The 17,172-nt window shown below is 55.9% G+C and carries 11 protein-coding genes; 1 reads left to right on the top strand and 10 read right to left on the bottom strand.

What is annotated here, in order from left to right; all coding sequences use genetic code 11:
• Positions 1-147: 147 nt before the first annotated feature.
• From ACP26L_RS10900 to ACP26L_RS10880, 5 genes are all read right to left on the bottom strand, one after another.
• On the bottom strand, positions 148-2,241 hold the full coding sequence (locus tag ACP26L_RS10900) for a glycosyl hydrolase 115 family protein (protein ID WP_426452545.1): 2,094 nt from the start codon (positions 2,239-2,241) through the stop codon (positions 148-150).
• Positions 2,242-2,267: 26 nt separating this feature from the next.
• Positions 2,268-4,505 carry a helix-turn-helix domain-containing protein gene (locus ACP26L_RS10895; protein WP_426452544.1) on the bottom strand — a complete coding sequence of 746 codons (2,238 nt, stop codon included), beginning with the start codon at positions 4,503-4,505 and terminating at the stop codon, positions 2,268-2,270.
• Between the two features lie 67 nt (positions 4,506-4,572).
• Positions 4,573-6,150 carry an extracellular solute-binding protein gene (locus ACP26L_RS10890; protein ID WP_426452543.1) on the bottom strand — a complete coding sequence of 526 codons (1,578 nt, stop codon included), beginning with the start codon at positions 6,148-6,150 and terminating at the stop codon, positions 4,573-4,575.
• A 29-nt stretch (positions 6,151-6,179) separates the two neighbouring features.
• Positions 6,180-7,073, bottom strand: coding sequence for a carbohydrate ABC transporter permease (locus ACP26L_RS10885; RefSeq protein WP_426452542.1), 894 nt, complete (start codon positions 7,071-7,073; stop codon positions 6,180-6,182).
• An 11-nt stretch (positions 7,074-7,084) separates the two neighbouring features.
• Entirely contained in the window at positions 7,085-8,038 is a 954-nt protein-coding gene (locus ACP26L_RS10880; RefSeq protein ID WP_426452541.1) for an ABC transporter permease, read from the bottom strand.
• 436 nt (positions 8,039-8,474) lie between these two features.
• Between ACP26L_RS10880 and ACP26L_RS10875 the strand changes: the two genes are divergently transcribed.
• A complete protein-coding gene (locus ACP26L_RS10875; RefSeq protein WP_426452540.1) occupies positions 8,475-9,335 on the top strand; it encodes a helix-turn-helix domain-containing protein in 861 nt (286 codons plus the stop codon).
• 76 nt (positions 9,336-9,411) lie between these two features.
• On the opposite strand, the gene ACP26L_RS10870 is transcribed toward ACP26L_RS10875, so the two are convergent.
• The 5 genes from ACP26L_RS10870 to ACP26L_RS10850 all read right to left on the bottom strand — a co-directional run bounded on the left by ACP26L_RS10870 (position 9,412) and on the right by ACP26L_RS10850 (position 16,994).
• On the bottom strand, positions 9,412-10,974 hold the full coding sequence (locus ACP26L_RS10870) for a glycosyl hydrolase family 28 protein (protein ID WP_426452539.1): 1,563 nt from the start codon (positions 10,972-10,974) through the stop codon (positions 9,412-9,414).
• Positions 10,975-11,146: 172 nt separating this feature from the next.
• The gene (locus tag ACP26L_RS10865) at positions 11,147-13,375 is read right to left on the bottom strand and encodes a helix-turn-helix domain-containing protein (protein ID WP_426452538.1); all 2,229 of its coding nucleotides are present in this window, start codon (positions 13,373-13,375) and stop codon (positions 11,147-11,149) included.
• Between the two features lie 233 nt (positions 13,376-13,608).
• Positions 13,609-15,120 (bottom strand): extracellular solute-binding protein, encoded by a 1,512-nt coding sequence (locus ACP26L_RS10860; protein WP_426452537.1) that lies wholly within the window; start codon positions 15,118-15,120, stop codon positions 13,609-13,611.
• A 38-nt stretch (positions 15,121-15,158) separates the two neighbouring features.
• Positions 15,159-16,040, bottom strand: a complete 882-nt coding sequence (locus ACP26L_RS10855; RefSeq protein ID WP_426452536.1) for a carbohydrate ABC transporter permease — start codon at positions 16,038-16,040, stop codon at positions 15,159-15,161.
• Positions 16,041-16,058: 18 nt separating this feature from the next.
• Complete coding sequence (locus tag ACP26L_RS10850) at positions 16,059-16,994, bottom strand: ABC transporter permease (RefSeq protein ID WP_426454897.1); 936 nt, start codon at positions 16,992-16,994, stop codon at positions 16,059-16,061.
• Between the last annotated feature and the right edge of the window lie 178 nt (positions 16,995-17,172).

The raw sequence follows: 17,172 nt of genomic DNA, 5'->3' as shown, positions 1-17,172 counted from the left end.
TTAATGCGCTTACATGAAGCCTTGCCGCCCCCCCAAACTACGGGGCGATCACCTCCTTCCGAAACCTCTTTATACGAGGATGGATGTTACGTGTTGTCCATCCATCCATCCATCCATCCATCCATCTAGCCGGCCAGCCAACCAGACCTACTCGATGATCCCTTGCTCTTGAAAATAGACCTTCAGCCTTGCCGCCAACTCATCATCGGAAAGCGGATTGCGGTGCGTGTTCTCCAAATATATGTACTTCTCCGTCTCCGGCATCAGATATTCCTTGTACCACAAGAAGAAGTCAGGGCTGTCACCGTGCATGCGCAAAAACCGCCGGAGCGTGTCCACGTTCTGCACCGTACTCTCGATATTCGTCAGCCAGTCCGCCCGGTAGAAGCGTTCCCACTTCCCATGCTCGGAGCCGCGAAGAATTTCAAGCCCCCGCTGATAGCACCACATCGACTCGGAGGCATAGACGAACGCCTGGGGATAGCGCTCTTCGCGATACTCCCGGTAGGAGCGGCACAGCCAGTAGAAGCCTTCGCATCCGGACAAGTGCAGCGCTCCATGGAACAGCAGCTGATCGGCGGCCCTGCGCTGATCCTCCACCCCCAGCTTCACCAGCAGCTCCCGGCACCGCTCAACCCAGGCTCTCCACTTCGGTATGCCGCTCTCCAGCCGCGCCTGGAATCCCATTACCTGCTCAGGGAAAGGCACGTCGCCCACAGCCCAGGACAATCTCGGGTCCGGCCCATCGCCCTTCCCCTGCAGCCAGTGACCGATGATCTGCCTCGCCGGGTGGTGGTAGCACTCGTCTCCGGCCAGGTCATCGGCATGCGGTCCGTACGGAAGGGCCGTCTCGGCATAGCTTTGATACAATGCCGCCAGCTCCTCATGTTGAGCCGAATAATAGCGGCCCACGAAGTCGCTCAAATGCCGGTGCACGTCGATTGTACCTTCGTTCCACAGCACGCGAAGCACATCCAGCGGATACACATGGGGCCGGATGTTGCCGCAGTTGAGCAGCAGGTACTCGTCCGCCCCGGCGGCGAATGCCTTCTCGATCTCCCCCTTCAGGAAGGCGGCAGACCCGGGGAACATCGTCAGATGATTCGAAGCCTGGAGGTCATGGAACGTCACATGATAATACAGCCCATGCCGGCCGCCTTCATCCCCTGCGGGAAGCGCCGGAACGCGCAGATTCAGATTGTTGTGTCTGCGGGAAACCATCTTGCCGTACCCGTTATCGGCCCAGATCTTGATCACGTCATCGGGCAGGGTTACGTAGCCGCCTTTGTACAATTCGGCGATCTCGCCATATAAAGCGGCACAGTATACCGGATTCTCCACGGCGCCGCCGATCATGTCATACTGCTTCCGGATCACCTTACTGATCATCGCGCCGCGCTTCTCCGGAGTGTCGAAGGAAGGATCTTCAATCCAGAACGGCTTATCCCCCTGTCCGCGGAACGACAGCACCCACAGCACCTTCATGTCCTTCTGCTCTTCGATCGCTTCCTGCCACAGGGCTTCGAACAGCTCCGGCTCCTCCTGATAGCTGGCCTTTCTGCCCGGATAGGCGCGCAGGAACATCTCTGCGCCCAGCGGCTCGGCATGGTGATGCGTCACCCACAGGCCCATCTCGGCGGCCAGCTTGTAATGAATCCCGTCCCTTGGCAGATCCGTCCCCGAGATAACCATGTTGCCTCCGCAGCGCAGCAGCGCTTCGAAGACGGGCTCCCACACCTCCCTCGAAGGCGGGTAAGGCTCCTTCCAGCCGATCAGGCACACTTCGTCGTTGACGAACCAGCCGCGGTACCGGACCTTCGGCGCGGGAGCGTCATAATCCTCGCATGGAATTTCAACTTCGGAGCGCCGGGCCATCGTCTGGTCCGCCCAGAACCAGAACGGCTGGACCCCCAGGAACCTCCTGCTGAACTCCAGGACGCCATACACGAGCCCCAGCTCATCATGGCCTGTGATCGTCATACCCGGTGCTCCTCCGCTGGAGGGGAAGCGAAAGCAGAACGCCTCCGGACGCTGCGGACACATGTCCCCCGCCACGGCAGGGCGGATGCAAAGCTCCGCCGCCTCGTCCCCCGTGACCAGCTCAGGCGCCGCGCCTAATACGGCTTCGAAGTCTCTAACCAGCATCCGGATGGCATGCCTGACCGGCAAAGCCGGCCTGTCTGGAATTTGTATGCGCACCTGTCCTTTGAACCGCAGCTGCTCTTCAGTACGTTGAACCACTTGTCATCCCCCTATTCGTCTTTCCTTCAGCCGCGTACTTCCTCTTTGTGGCGGGATTCACGATATTGTCCCGGAGAGAGGCCGGCGGTTTTCTTAAAGGCTCGGATAAACGAAGTCGTGTTGACATACCCCACCCTCTCCGAAATATCCTGCACCGAAACCTCCGACTCACACAGCAGTTTTTTGGCGTGTTCCATTCTTAAGCTCATCAAGAAATCAAGAAAGTTCTGGCCGATGCTTTCCTTAAACAGCTGGCTTAAATACTTGGCATTGATCTGGAACCGGTCACTCAGCATCGTAAGAGAGAGGTTCGGGTCCCAATAGTGTTCCTCTACGTAATCGCGGATCTCACTGAGCAGCGCATGGTGGCGCCGGTTCTGTGCCAGCTCCCTGACCCCATCGGCAAGCTGCTCCAGCGTCATGAGAAAGCAGGACTCCAGCTGCCGGAGGGTGTCCGATTGCTTGATGGCAAGGTGCAGCTCCGGCTTGGCATCCTGAAGCCAGGCTTTGGCGTCATCCGGCAGCGCTTCTTCCATCTCGTATTCGAGCTGGAACACGAGATAGTGAAGCAGCCGGTCGACGTCATCCTTCCGGAGGTGCCGGACCGTCATCTCCTGGAACAGCCGCTGCAGCTCTGCGGACCACCCGGACTCCGACATCCGAAGCTTGCGCACGATCGTGCGGATCCTCTCGAGGTAGTCGAACCATTCGCCTTCGGGCTTCCCTTTGATCTCGACCGCATCGATAATCTGGTTCACGCCCAGCGTCACCTTGCAGCTTACGGCTGCCGCCGCATCATCGAACGAACGGCCAATGGCCGATTCATGATGCGCCGCCGAACCGATGCCGATCGTCACGGTGAACTCCAGATGCTTCTCCACCCAGCTTCGGACCTGCTCCGAAAGCTGCAGCAGGTGATGCCCCAGCATCTCGCTCTCATGCGAAATGAGAAGAAGGACAAGCTGATTTTTGGATATCCACTCCGCCACGATTCGCTGGCCGCTCTGCTCCGCAATCTCTACGGCAACGCTGCTGATGATGAATTTGAACAGCGATTGATCATTCGGCGTGTAATTCAAGGCGAACTGCACATAATGGTCGAGTTCTATGAGAGCCACCATAAAGTGGCCTGTCTCCAGTCCAAAATGCTGCCATTCCTGCTCCCAGGTCGCTCTGTCGTCCTCAAATTCGCCCTTCAACAGCATCTGCAGAAACTGCTGCCTGCGGATAACCAGGTTCTCCTGCTGCTTCTCTTGAAACACCATATTGTTCGTAATCAACCGTTCGATGGCCCCGTCGATAAAGGCGAATTCATTCTTGTCCTCCTTCGGGCCCGCCGGCTTCACCACCGAAGCGAACCGGTCAATCCGGTGCAGTATCGCTTCGATGGGCTTGTAGTTTCTGCGGGTGACATAGAAGGTGGAGCCGATCGCAAAGGCAATGGCCGCGAGAGCCAGCGTGACCCAAACCGTACTTCCATGGAACAGAAGATCAAACAGCCTGCCGCCTTTTATGCTCATCCGGTAGGTCCAGCCCGTATAATCCGAAACGGTCTCCGCATTGAGACTATGATTGGACGATCCAGGGGCGTTTCCCTCAAAAAACGGCTGTCCCTGGGCGTCGAGCAGCTGCGCCTGCGTCACCTTCCGGTCGATCATCTGGCTGATCAGCAAATCGAGCGAGGACACCTTGATATTGATGACCAAGTAGCCCAGACTGCCGGAATCACGCGGAATCTTGAGCCCCAGGGAGGTGACGGGCACCGAAGCGGAGACGGTCTGCCCATCATTTTCCTTCAGGCGCGGCGAAGACCAAACGCCTGTCAGCACCCGCTCCTCCGAGCTGCGCAGATAGCCACGGTCCGGGAACTGCTCGATGGGGCGGATCGCACTTTGGTCAAGCACCCTGCCGTCCTTGGCCCGGTACAGATAGATGGAATCGATGAGCCCGTACCGGACCATGAGGCTGCTCATCAGATTGGACATATCGAATTCCCGCGCCCGATCCGTTGGACCATCGAGATACTGCTGCACTTCTCCGTTCGTCTCGATCATCTTCTGTGCGTCGAAGGAGATGCCCTTCAGCGTGCTGTCCACCATGTTCTTGACGAAGGCGGCCGTGAGCTGATTCGCCTGAATGGCATTGCGCACGTTGATTTCATTGATGATGGAGATGAATATAAAAATCAGCATGCTGACAGTAACAAAGAGAATGGGGAGGTAGGACAGCAGCATGCGCTTGATGTAATTGTTATTGATCTTCATCTTCCCCACCCTTTTGTCCTAGTCCATACAGGCCCTCCAGCAGAGGAGGGCCTGTACTAACGGTTTCTTACTTCTTCATTTCCTTGTAAGCGGCTCTCTTCTCGTCCATGACGGCTTGGCCGCCCAGCTTCAAATATTCCGCCGCTTTCGAATCAAAGACTCCATCGAACTCTTCCGGCTTGGCGAGTATACTCTTCACGACAGCCTCCTGTGATTTGTCCGCCAGCGTTTTGCTGTACTTTATCTCGGAGTCGATCGGACGGTCAAAGCGCGGATTCGTATACCCGTCCTTCAGCGCATTCTTGATGGTTTGCTTGGCCAGCTCCGTATAGCCCGGGTACGCAAGGGAAGCGGCTTCGATATTTTTATCCTCGGACCCGAAGTCTTTGCCGTTGCTGACGATCGCTATATCACTGTTATTGTAGAAGGTCTTCTTCGCTTCATCCGTCGTAATCGCCTTCGGGAAGCCGTTCTCCATCGTATAATGCTGGCCCTCGATGCCGTTCTGCAGCGTGAACAGAACGTCCGGCTTCGACATCCAGTCCAAATACTGGACGGCCGCCGCAGCATGCTTGCTCGATTTTGGAATCAGGATGTGCATGCCAACCGGGTCGTAAATGGCTTTCGGCGTTTGACCTTCTGCATTCGTGAACGGATCGACCGCGACATACTCTGCACCCGGAACGTTCTTCTTGAGCGTGTCGAATGCATTGCCGGGCCCCATCAAGGTTTGGTGAGCCGCCAGGGCCGTGAAGGCGCCGACATACCCGTTCGCGACATCCCGCTCGAAGGTTTTGCCGTCTTTATCCAGCGCGAAGTCGGGATTGATCAGCCCCTCCTGGTTCATCTTGTTCAAGTACCGGACGCCTTCCTTGTAACCCGGCTTCAGGAATTCAGGCGTGGCGTAGAAATCTTCCTCGGACAATTTCTTCACGAACGAGCTGATGAGCACGCCCGGAGTGGATATCGTCGTACCGTTCATGGCGCTGAAGGAGTAGGGGATCACTTTGCCGCCGGTCTGCCCCGGGTCCTTTTCCTTAAACGCTTTCATGGCGCTGTAAAATTGTTCGGTCGTCTTCGGAACCGCCAGCCCCAGCTTGTCTAACCAATCCTTACGGATATAGGTAGACTGGGTATACTGCAAAGGTCTCTTCGCCGGAATCGAATACTGCTGGCCGCTGAAGATCCCATAGGAGAGCACATCCGGACCCAGGAACTTCTTGAGATTCGGCCCATGGTCGTCGATGAGCTTGCCAAGTTCGGTCAGACCGCCGCTTTTTACATAATTATTAATCGTATTGAGGTCATAAGTAAATACCAGATCGGGTGCATCACCGGTAGCCATCAGCACGTTGAGCTTATCGACCTCTTGATTCCGCGGAACCGGCACAAACTGCAGCTTGATGTTGTTCGGATCCCCGAAGTTCTTCTGGATCCACTGCGTCCAGAAGTTATCGGTAACCGAACCCGCGCCCGCAGGCGCATTGCCCCGGTCGAACACCTCTACCTTCAGGGTGATGGGGTCTTTGCCGGCAGCGCCTCCGGATGAAGCGTCACCCGATGGGCTGGAACAAGCCGACAGCGTACCTGCCAGCATCAGTGCCGCTGTGGACATACCGAACCATTTGCTATGCATACCTTTCATGTTCGAACTCCCCTTCGTCTATAATCTGATTATCCTTTGACCGCACCGATCATGACCCCGGAGACAAAATACCGCTGAAGCCACGGATATACGATCAGGATCGGTGCGGTCGCGAACATGATGCTGGCCGCCTTGATGCCTTCCGGCACCACATCGACCTGGGCCGCCCCCTCCTGGGCCGTCACGTCCGTAACCATACTGTTCATGACGATCTGGTACAGCTTCAGCTGAATCGGGTACAAATCGGCATTGGTGATGTAGAACAGCGCGTCCGTGAACCCGTTCCACCGGGATACCGCATAAAAGAGGCTCAGGGTCGCGAGGACCGGCAGGGAAAGCGGAAGAACGATCCGGATCAATGTGCCGATGTGAGAGCTGCCGTCCAGATAGGCCGATTCTTCCAGGCTCGCCGGGATCGAGGTGAAGAACGTCCGCAGGATGATCAGGTTGAATGCACTGATCATTCCCGGCACGATGAGTGCCATGAGGTTGTCGAGCAGCCCGAGCTGTTTCACCAGCAAGTATTCGGGAATCAAGCCGCCGCTGAAGAACATCGTGAAGACGATGAGCATCATAAAGGCGGATCTCCCCTTCAGATTCTCCTTCGTTAACGGATACGCCGCACAGATGCTCATCACCATACTGATCAGCGTGTACGATACCGTCAGAGCGATGGTCAGCCCCATGGACCACAGCATTCTTGAATCCTGGAAGACGACCTCATACGCCCGAACATCAAGCTCCTTCGGGAAAATCGTCACCGTATTCGACAACACCGCATGCTTGGAGCTTAACGAGATCGCAATGATATGCAGAAAGGGCAGGAGACAAATGAGCATGACCGCTCCGACGATCAGCATAATCACGGCATCCACGAGCCGAAATCCCGGCTTTTTCTTTACATTTACTGTTCCAGTGTTCATTACGCTGCCTCCTACCATATCCCTTGCTCTCCGAAGCGCTTGGCGATTGTGTTGGCCAATACGACGAAGAAGAGTCCGACCAAGGCCTGGAACAGGCCCATTGCCGTCGCCAGCGAAAACTGCGCCGCCTGCAGACCTGACTTATACACGAAGGTGCTGATGACTTCCGCATAGTCCATAACGAGCGGATTGCCCATGACGAAGGGCCGCTCGAAGCCGATCGTCATAATATGACCGAGCTGCATGATGAGCATCACCACAATCGTCGACCGGATGCCCGGCAGGGTAATGTGCCACATTTTCTTCAGACGGCCGGCTCCGTCCACCTCGGCTGCTTCGTAGAGCTCCTTGTTGATGCCGGTTAACGCCGCCAAATAAATGATGGTTCCCCAGCCCGCGCTGTGCCATATCCCCGTTCCCAGGTACACCAGCAGCCAGGCGTTCTTGTCGGTCAGAAAAGGGACAGCCTCAAATCCCAGAGCGGTAACCAGGTTGTTGACGAGCCCCCCGTTCGTGGAGAACATCTGATACACGAGACCGCCGATAATGATCCACGAAATAAAGTGAGGCAGGTACAAGATCGTCTGCGCCAGCTTCTTATACCAGATCACCCTCAGCTCATGAAGCAGCAGGGCCAGAACGATCGGAGCGGGGAACGAGAAGAACAGATCCAGGAAGTTGAGCAGCAGCGTATTCCTCACCACTTGGTAGAACTGGCTCATGGCGAAGAGCTGCCGGAAGTGAGCGAACCCGACCCACTCGCTGCCGGACACCCCCTGGAAAATGCTGTAATCCTGGAATGCGATCGCCGCCCCGTACATCGGAACGTACTTAAATACAATAAAATACGCAATGGGCAGGATCATCAATAAATAAAGCTGGTAGTCTCTCCTGAACCCCATGGCCCGCCGGCGTTTCAAGACGGTCTGCGACAACAGCGGCTGCTGTGCCGAACTTCTGTTCATGTGTATCCCTTCTCCCTGTTCCGTTGTAAGCGGTGAATCTCCTGTCCCCGCCCCCTTGGAGCGGGCCGGTATTCACACTATACGAGGAACCGTAAGAGGGGCACAATAGACACGTTTCCGTCCATTAACAGAATTCCGAAACCGTTGATACGACTGGGTTTAGCGGCATTGGTCCTCCCTCCGGTCCGCTGGAGGGACGGTGCGGTTTTGGGCGGCGCCCGACCCACACGAGTATAATGAAAACCACCCGGACGGGAATCGGCCCGATTACCGGATGGCTGCAGCTTGCCGTATATGGGTTCGTGCCTAGACATCGCTTTTAGACTACCATAATAGTGAAGCTGTTTCCCCGCCAATAAGCGCAGCATTACACAAACCCCGCTTATTTTGCTACTATGGAGATACGACACCCCTGGATGGGGGAAAGGAGTCTTCCATGCCTGTCTCGTCCCTTCCCGGTATGCTTCGCTTCGGCGCAAAGAACGCCCCTCTCTGGATTGACTTCGACCGGAGAATCGGTCCCTATGAGATGGACACCAACCATTATCATATCCAGTATGAAATGTATTACCTGTTTCGCGGGGAACGGAATTTTTTTATCAAGGACTCCGTCTACCAAATCCACCCCGGCGATCTGGTGCTCATCGACTCCCATGCCGTGCACAAAACATCCGAGCGCAGCGAACCTGACCATGAACGGATCGTCCTCCACTTTGCTCCTTCCTTCTTCACCGGATACCCGCAGGAGGAGAAAGAGCTGCTCCTGTCCCCCTTCGTCCGCCCGCATCCCGTGGTCAGGCTGAACCTTCATGAACGCAGGCAGGCGGAAGCGCTGCTGGTATCCCTGCTGACCGAACTGGACGAACAGCCGCCGGGCTATACGCTGCATATCCGGCACATGGCTGCCGAGCTCCTGCTGTTCGCAGCGCGCCACACGCTGGTGCAGGAGTCCCCGCCTGCAGATGAGCTTTCACCGGTCCAGCGGAAGGTGAGGGATATCGTCCGCCACATGAACCTGCATTATGGGGAATCCCTGCAGCTGGACACGCTGGCCCGGCAGTATTTTATCAGCAAGAGCCACCTCAGCCGTGTGTTCAAGGAAGTCACCGGCTTCGGATTTACCGAGTACCTCAACCTTACCCGGATCAAGGAGGCCGAGCGCCTGCTCAGGGAAACGGACTGGAGCATTACCCGGGTATCGGAGCACTGCGGCTTCGAGAACTTCTCCCACTTCGGCAAGATGTTCAAGAAACTGTCAGGCCTGTCTCCCCGGGCTTACCGGAAGCTGAAGCCCTAAGCAAGCGAATTCCCCGGCACCGCCGTCCGGGGGACTTCAAACAACAAAAAAAGCGCCCGCAGGCAGGCGCTCCTGTTCATACTTCGGTATACTCCGCATTGTGGAACTGAACATCCTGGTCTTCCCGTGAAGTCACCGTGACGTTCTTCATCACCAGGCCCTTGATATTGTACGCCTTCAGTCCATACTTCCCAAGTGCGTTGACATTCTCCAGGGTGATGTTCTGCAGGGGGCTTTCCGGCAGACCCGCCATGAATACCGCACTCCCCGCATGCGTATCCAGTACGATATTCTTCAAATGAATATTCCGGATCACCGATGTTCCCTCGTCGACCTCTTCGATCTTGTCGGCATCGAAAGCAGCGTGGCTGTAGTATTGATCGATGTTGATGGCGCCCCTGAACCATCGGCAGTCCTCGTGTTCGAGGCTGTAGTTGGTTAGGGTGCAGTCCTCGACCGTTACATTCTCGATCACGGCGCCCCGGCCTCTCGGAGCTTTGATCGTGGCTATGCTGTACACGTCTTCAAACCGACAGTCGCTGATCCGGACATTGCGCACGCCGCCGGCCATTTCACTTCCGGTCGCAATCCCGAAGCCGCTTTTGAAGGTGCAGCCCGTGATCCGAATGTTCTGCGAAGGGATTCCCACCCTTCTGCCCTCTTCATTGTAGCCGGATTTGATGGCGATGCAATCGTCCTGACTGGCGATCATGGAGTTGAAAATATACACGTCGCTCGTAGAATCCGGGTTAAGCCCGTCCCCGTTAAAAATATGCTCGTATCTGCGGCCCTGCTCATCCTTCTTGGTATGGATCTCCACATGATTGACACTGACCCCGTTGCAGTAAATCAGATGGACACACCAGGCCGGAGATTGCCGGACCGTAATGTCCTTCAGATAGACCCCGTCCACGTTTCTGAGGCAGACGGCTCTGCCCCGGAACCCCTTCTTTTCGGCCATCTCTTTGTGGAACAGCGCCGTACCGTTGGCGTCGATTTTCCCTTCGCCTTCAATCGTAATCTCCTTAAGCCTGCCTTCGGCCGGATCTTGGGTGTTGATCAGGCTTGCATAGCAAAACTGCTCCCTGCCCTCCCACCGGTACTGCATGATCGGATAATCGTCCGGATGATCACTGCCAAGCAGGACACCGCCTTGTTCGATATGCAGCGTCATATGGCTTTTCAGGAAGATCGCCCCTGTCACGAACGTTCCCTTGGGAACAACCACTTTGCCGCCAAACGTGCAGGCATCAATAGCCGCCTGGATCGCTTCGGTGTTGATCATTTGCCCGTCAGCCACCGCGCCAAACCCGGTAATATCAAACCGGTCTGCCTGCGGTCTGGTCGAAACCTTTATCGTGTCGCTCGGCTGGGAGACTTCCCCGCTATGGAGTACAGCACATACATACGCTTCATAAGTCTGCGAAGCTTCCAGCCCGTTCATCGTGTAATCGGTCCGGCGGCTGAGGCCGTGGAGCTTCCCGTTCACATACACGCGGTAGCATGCGATTTCCGATGAATGCGGAGGCTTATCCCATAAGAGAGCGATGCTTGAATCGGTCTGCGAAGCCGGGGGAGAGATGAGATGAAGCGGAGTCAGATCCTCTATAACCTGTGTTTCCATCAATCGGGCTTCCATCTTTGCGCCCCTCTCTAACCTCAGTACCCCCTTAGATTAACATGATATTGGATCGAATTACTCCGCTAATCCATGCAAAAAGGATACAAACCCCGCATATATTGCTAAAACTGGAGCCCCGCATACAAACAAAAACCAGTCACCGACCGAAAATCGGCAGCTGGCCGGCTGTTTAGTTCCCCCTTCCCCCTTCCCGGTACTGCCCCGGCGTCATTCCGTTGATTTTGCGGAAAGATCGGATAAAATTGGCGGAGTTGTTATACTGCAGTCGGTCGGCGATTTCCACTATCTTCAGATCGGACTCCCTCAGCCATTTCTTGGCCATGTCCATCCGGTACTGCGCCAAATACTCGCCAAAGTTGATGCCGGTCTCCTGGCGGAATACCCTGCTGACATAGTGCGGGTGATAGCTGATGCGGGAAGCGCACTTCTCCAGCGTCAGCTCCGAATCGAACTCCCGGCGGATCATATCAATGACCGCTTCCGAGATCATCTTGAACTGGGATTCGCGGCGGCTGCCTAGCTCTTGAACATAAGGCTGTACGAACATCGACTCGAACCAGCGCTCGATTTCCTTCACGTTCCGAAGATGAAACAGAGACTGAATCAGAGAGGCTTCGTCCTCGGTCAACCGGTCCACGGGTATGGACAGTTCCTGCCCGAACTTGAGCAGGTCGACCAGAAGCCGCAGCAACGATAACTGATAGTCCTGACGCTGCGTAAGGGGCTGGAACAGTTCTGCGATAAACGCTTTCAAGGCGAGCTCCGACTGTTCCGCATTCCCTGCCCGGATCGCATCGAATATGGCCTGTTCCCTGTCATGCGGGAACTTGGACAGCGTGCTCTTCTGCGGCTGCACATCTTCGATGAACAGAATCGACTCCTGCCCGAGTCCCACACTGTACTTAAGCGAGGTCATCGCTTCATGGAGGGCCTGCCGGGTATCCGCGAAGGAGCCGAAGCAGCGGCTGATGCCGATGCTCACCCTGATCTCCAGGTATTGGGCTATGGCCTTCTGGATCTCATCGGCCAGGGCGAAGGTCATCTCCTTGAAGTCCGCGCCTTCCTTCGACGATGAACCGATCAAGGTCACCTGAACATCCGACAAGACGACCGGCACCAGCCTTTGCTCCGCGACCACGAGCTCACCGACGATATTGCTGACCGCAAACAGGAGCAGATCCCGGTTGGCTTCCTCGTACCGGGTCTCCTCGAGGGAATCGATCTGAATCGCGATCACGCACATCGATGGCCAGGGCTGCTCCACACCATACAAGCCCAATTTCTCCTCAAAATTGGCCGGATGGATGGTGCCGCCGAACAGCTTATGCACGAAAAATTCCCGGAGCTGGATCTGCTGGCCCTTGAGCTCATTCATAAGCACGGAATGATTGCGGATCAAATAATCGACGCGTTCCCCGATCACTTGAAGCTCACCGGTCTCCTTTCCCTCCTCCGACGAGGCCGGAACGCGGGTGAGCGCGGTATAGATGGACCGAATCGGACTGTACATCCTCTTCGACCCGAACCAGGCAAGCACTAGCGTGACCAGCAGGATGAACATACACACAGCAATGGTGATCCAGCCGATGATCCGGTTCTGTTCGTTGACCTGCGCGTTGGAGGCAACGGACACATAGCTCCAGCCGTTGTAGGAGGACTTCCGGTAAGTGACCGTGACGGCCTCACCGTCCAGCTCAGCGGCATACTGCCCGGAAGCATGCTCCGTCTCGAGCAGAGGCTGCAAGTAGGGCTGGTCGGATAACCGGACACCCAGCTGGCTGCGGTCCCGATGATCAATGACACGAAGCTCGCGGTCCAGAATCAGCGTGCTGCCGAACTCGCTGCTGCGGAACGCATCAAGCTCCTTGATCATATCGGACGACAGCACGACGCAGATGATCCCTCTCGGATTCGCAGCGTTGAAGGGATACTTCTTCACAAAATAGATGGACTGGAAGGCCCCTGGCAGATCATCCGGCCCGCTTGTCCAGAAGGAACCGGCTTCTTCCCGGGAGAACGCTTCCAGCTGCGGTCTGAATGCCGGGGAGCTGTATTCGTTCACCCCCGTGCTCGTAACCATCCACTGCTTGCTGAGGCTGTACAGGAACACATCCTTGATGCCCAGCTCGTAAGTTTGAATCAGCGATATGCCTTTGTACAGCTCATGGACCATCTCGAAATCCTGACTGCGGATATCGCGGTCGAAGGCCCCGGTAACGACGGGGGATTGCAGCAGCTGCGTCGCGGAGTTGTCGACGGTCCGGAGCGTCTGCTCCACCCGCATCTGCATTTGCTGCAGCAGCTGCTCATTGCCCTCGTTCACCTTCTCCTGAACGGTGCGGGACGAATTATAATAGGCGAAGGTGCCGAGCAGGATGACCGGGATCGTACCGATCAAGAGTGAGAATAACATCAGCTTCCCTAAAAAAGACGGGGATCGAAATCGCATAAGGCCTCCCAAGTCGGTTTTTCCTGATAGTGATTTAAGTTTACATGATAATGATCAGAAAATCCCCCCTCATGTAAACCGTTTTGGAATTACCAACGTTTACCTTAGGGGGGAGCCGCTCCGCCTGCAAAGCCCTAGACCCACTTCGATCCTAACAGTCCCCCCTAAGGGAAGGACGCCTGTTATTTCGCTGTCTTGGCGTATTCGGCATTCATTTCCTCGATCACCTTGCTTCCGCCGCTCTGCAGCCATTTGTCAACCGCCTGCTTCCAGCCGGCCTCATCCACCGCACCCATGATGAATTTCACAGTGGCGTCCGCGATGATCTTGGAGAGCTCCTTGCCCTTCTCGATCTCGGTATTGGAGATGAACGGTGCGGCCGGGTTGGCCAAAGCTATCGAAGCGTTGTCCTGGAACAGCTTCGTGCTGAGCTTCTCGAGCTCGGTGCCATAGCTCACCACTTCATTCTGCAGGATCATGAACTGGTTGCCGTCCGTGACTTCCGCCTTGGCCTTCGCATCCTGAGTCGGCTTGTAGGTGCCGTTCTCCAGCGTAAACTGCCTGCCTTCCATCCCGTATTTCATCAGATTCTGGTTCTCCTTCTCCGACACCTTATCTAAGTACGCCAGAATCTGCTTCAGCTCGGCCTCCGTCTTGACACTGGTCTTCGGGATCATGTACATCCCGAGATAGCCGGAGCCGGCACGCGTTCGCTCGCCCTTCGGACCGGATATGCGGTTAATCAAGTTGATATTGGCGTCCGGATGCACCTTCTTGATGTTCTCCTCGATATTTTTGCCGTCCAGCATATTGTCGATCCACAGCCCTGCTTGACCTTTATTCATGACAGCCCGGCCGTCCTGCACGATGGCGAAATCCTGATTGATGAGCTTCTCGTCATACAGCTTCTTGTAGAACTTCATGGCACTCAGGTAAGCATCCGTCATATGAGCCGGAACCAGCTTGCCGTCCTGCAGCTCCCACTCATTGGGACCGCCCATATAGACCAGAATGTCCTTGAAGCCGGCGATGTTATTGCCCTGCATGCCCACGGCGAGTCCGAGCGTATCCTGCTTGCCGTTCTTGTCCGGATCTCCTGTCGCGAAGGCTTTCAGAACGGAATAGAGCTCATCTACAGTCTTGGGCGGCTGGAGCCCCAGGTTCGTCAGCCAGTCCTGACGGATCATGAGCCCGAAGCGGGCGAGATCCCGCTCGCGGTACACCCCGTACACTTTGCCGTCGATCGAGATGTTCTTCAGGACGAGGTCCGACATTTTGGAGAGGTTCGGATAGCTCTTGAGATGGGGTCCGACCTCCCAGAACATGCCGCTCCGGGCCGCGTTGACGATGAAGGAAGCCTTGGGCTCCAGCGCGACGAACGTCTTCGGCAGTTCACCGGAGGCCACCGTGGCGCTTAATTTATCCGTATAGGACGAAGATGGCACCCAGGACACCGTCAGCTTCGTATTCGTCTTCTCCTCGAGCTGCTTCAGCACCGGGCTGTCCGCCGGCATCTGCTCCGGACTGTACGTTGGCAGCATCATCGTCAGGGGAAGCGGACCTTGATTCGCGCCTCCATCCCCGGTGCCCTGAACAGCGTCTCCCTCATTCCCTCCGCAGGCGGTCATCACGAGTGCCGCCGTGGTGAGCAGCGCTCCGGCTTTGCCGAGTGTCTTTCTGTGCCTTCTGTTCATTCGAAGATCCTCCCTTTATCTATGAGCCTATTATATCTTCAACCTTTGACCGAGCCCAGCAGGACGCCCTTGGCAAAATGTTTCTGCAAAAACGGGTAGACGAGCAGGATCGGCAGGGTAGATACCACGATGACCGCCATCTTCACCGACTGCTCCGGCGGAGCGACAAAATCTGATTCCATCGCGCTGGAGTCCCCTACCCCGCCCGAGGCCAGGATGACAATCTGCCTCAGAAGCACCTGAATCGGCCATTTGGTATGATCATTGATATACAGTACGGCATTGAAGAATGTATTCCAGTGGCCTACCGCGTAAAATAACGAGAACGTGGCGATCGCCGGCAGGGACAGCGGAAGCACGATCCGGAAAAAGATGCCGAGGTCGTTGCAGCCGTCGATCTTGGCGGATTCCTCCAGGCCGTCCGGCAGCTGCTGAAAAAAGTTCCGCATGATGATCAGGTTGAAGGCGCTGATGGCTCCCGGGATGAGCAGGGACCAGTAGCTATTAATCATCCCCAGCTGCTTCACCACCAAAAACGTCGGAATCATTCCTCCGCCGAACAGCATCGTGAACACGACCAGCATCAGGATGGGCTTGCGGAAATCCATGTCCTTGCGGGCCAGCGGATACGCCATCATGCACGTGAAGAAGATGTTGATCAGCGTCCCCGCCACCGTGATGCACACGGTGACCAGCAGGCTTCGGATCAGGGTCGGGGTGGAGAAAATGTACTTGTACGCATCCAGCGTATACTCCGTCGGAAATAAGATGAACCCGCGCTGCAGCAGTTCCTTCTGCGTAGCGAACGAACCGGCGATGACATAAACGAAGGGAATAACGGTAATCAAGGCAAAGGCAAGCAGCAGCGTCACGTTCAGGCTGTCGAATACTCGGCTTCCCCAGCTGGGCTTGATGGGCATAACGGTTCTCCTCCTTTTCTAGTAGATTCCTTCTTCTCCGAACTTCTTGGCCAGATGGTTCGAAACGACGACGAGAATCAGACCGATCACCGACTTGAACAGGCCGACGGCCGTGCTGAAGCTGTACTGCCCCTGGCTGATGCCGACCGAGTAGACGTACGTATCGAATACTTCACCGACTTCGCGGTTCATGGCGTTGAGCATCAGGAAGATCTGCTCGAAGCCCGTATCGAGAAAATGGCCCAGCCGCAGGATGAGCAGAATGATTATCGTGCTGCGGATGGCCGGCAGGGTGATATGCCACAGCTGGCGGAGCCGGTTCGCGCCGTCCATGCGTGCCGCTTCATAGAGCTGCGGGTCGACGCCGGCCAGTGCCGCGAGGAAGATGATCGTGCCCCAGCCCGTTTCCTTCCAGATGACCTCGGCTGTGACGATCGTCCGGAACCACTCGTTGCTCACCAGGAAGTTGATCTTCTCTCCTCCGTATCGCACCAGCAGCTCGTTCACAATGCCGCCTTCCGTCGTTAGGAAGATATAAGCGATCCCGACGACAACGACCCACGACATAAAGTGGGGAATATAGACCAGCGTCTGCACCGTCCGCTTAATGAATTCCTGTCTCAGCTCATTGAGCATGAGCGCGATCACGATCGGCAGCGGAAAGAAAAACAGAATATTGTAAGTGGCCAGAATCAGCGTATTCCGAAAGAGAACGAGAAAATTCGAATCGCCGAAAAACCGTTCGAAATGCTTGAGGCCGACAAACGGACTGTCCCAGAAGCCGAGAAACGGCTGATAGTCTTTGAATGCGATGAAGATGCCGTACATGGGCCAGTATTTAAACACGAGAAAATACAATAAACCCGGGAATACCATGAAATAGAGCCACCGGTTCCGCATGAATCTGCCGATCGGAGTTGACTGCTTCGCTGCCGGATAAGCCTGCGCTTTCATTCCTGTCTGCATGCGTGTCCTTCCTTTCCTTCTCCATGAACTGTGAAGCTGTAGCTGTATCATACGGAAGAGACCGGACTGCCGTCGATAGTCCCTGCTTGTTCAGATCGCCGCCTGAGGGCTTCCTGGGCCGCGATCAACCGGGGGATTGTCATTAGCTGCACTCGTTGTCATCCGT

Origin of the sequence: Paenibacillus sp. S-38, assembly GCF_049942825.1 — a bacterium.
In the GTDB taxonomy this organism is placed as follows: Bacteria; Bacillota; Bacilli; order Paenibacillales; family NBRC-103111; genus Paenibacillus_G.
This window is presented reverse-complemented; position numbering and strand designations above follow the sequence as displayed.

Coding starts and splice junctions, on each gene's coding strand:
- ACP26L_RS10895 (WP_426452544.1), bottom strand. CDS start 4,505: ATGAAGATCAATAACAATTACATCAAGCGCATGCTGCTGTCCTACCTC.
- ACP26L_RS10890 (WP_426452543.1), bottom strand. CDS start 6,150: ATGAAAGGTATGCATAGCAAATGGTTCGGTATGTCCACAGCGGCACTG.
- ACP26L_RS10885 (WP_426452542.1), bottom strand. CDS start 7,073: ATGAACACTGGAACAGTAAATGTAAAGAAAAAGCCGGGATTTCGGCTC.
- ACP26L_RS10880 (WP_426452541.1), bottom strand. CDS start 8,038: ATGAACAGAAGTTCGGCACAGCAGCCGCTGTTGTCGCAGACCGTCTTG.
- ACP26L_RS10875 (WP_426452540.1), top strand. CDS start 8,475: ATGCCTGTCTCGTCCCTTCCCGGTATGCTTCGCTTCGGCGCAAAGAAC.
- ACP26L_RS10870 (WP_426452539.1), bottom strand. CDS start 10,974: ATGGAAGCCCGATTGATGGAAACACAGGTTATAGAGGATCTGACTCCG.
- ACP26L_RS10860 (WP_426452537.1), bottom strand. CDS start 15,120: ATGAACAGAAGGCACAGAAAGACACTCGGCAAAGCCGGAGCGCTGCTC.
- ACP26L_RS10855 (WP_426452536.1), bottom strand. CDS start 16,040: ATGCCCATCAAGCCCAGCTGGGGAAGCCGAGTATTCGACAGCCTGAAC.
- ACP26L_RS10850 (WP_426454897.1), bottom strand. CDS start 16,994: ATGAAAGCGCAGGCTTATCCGGCAGCGAAGCAGTCAACTCCGATCGGC.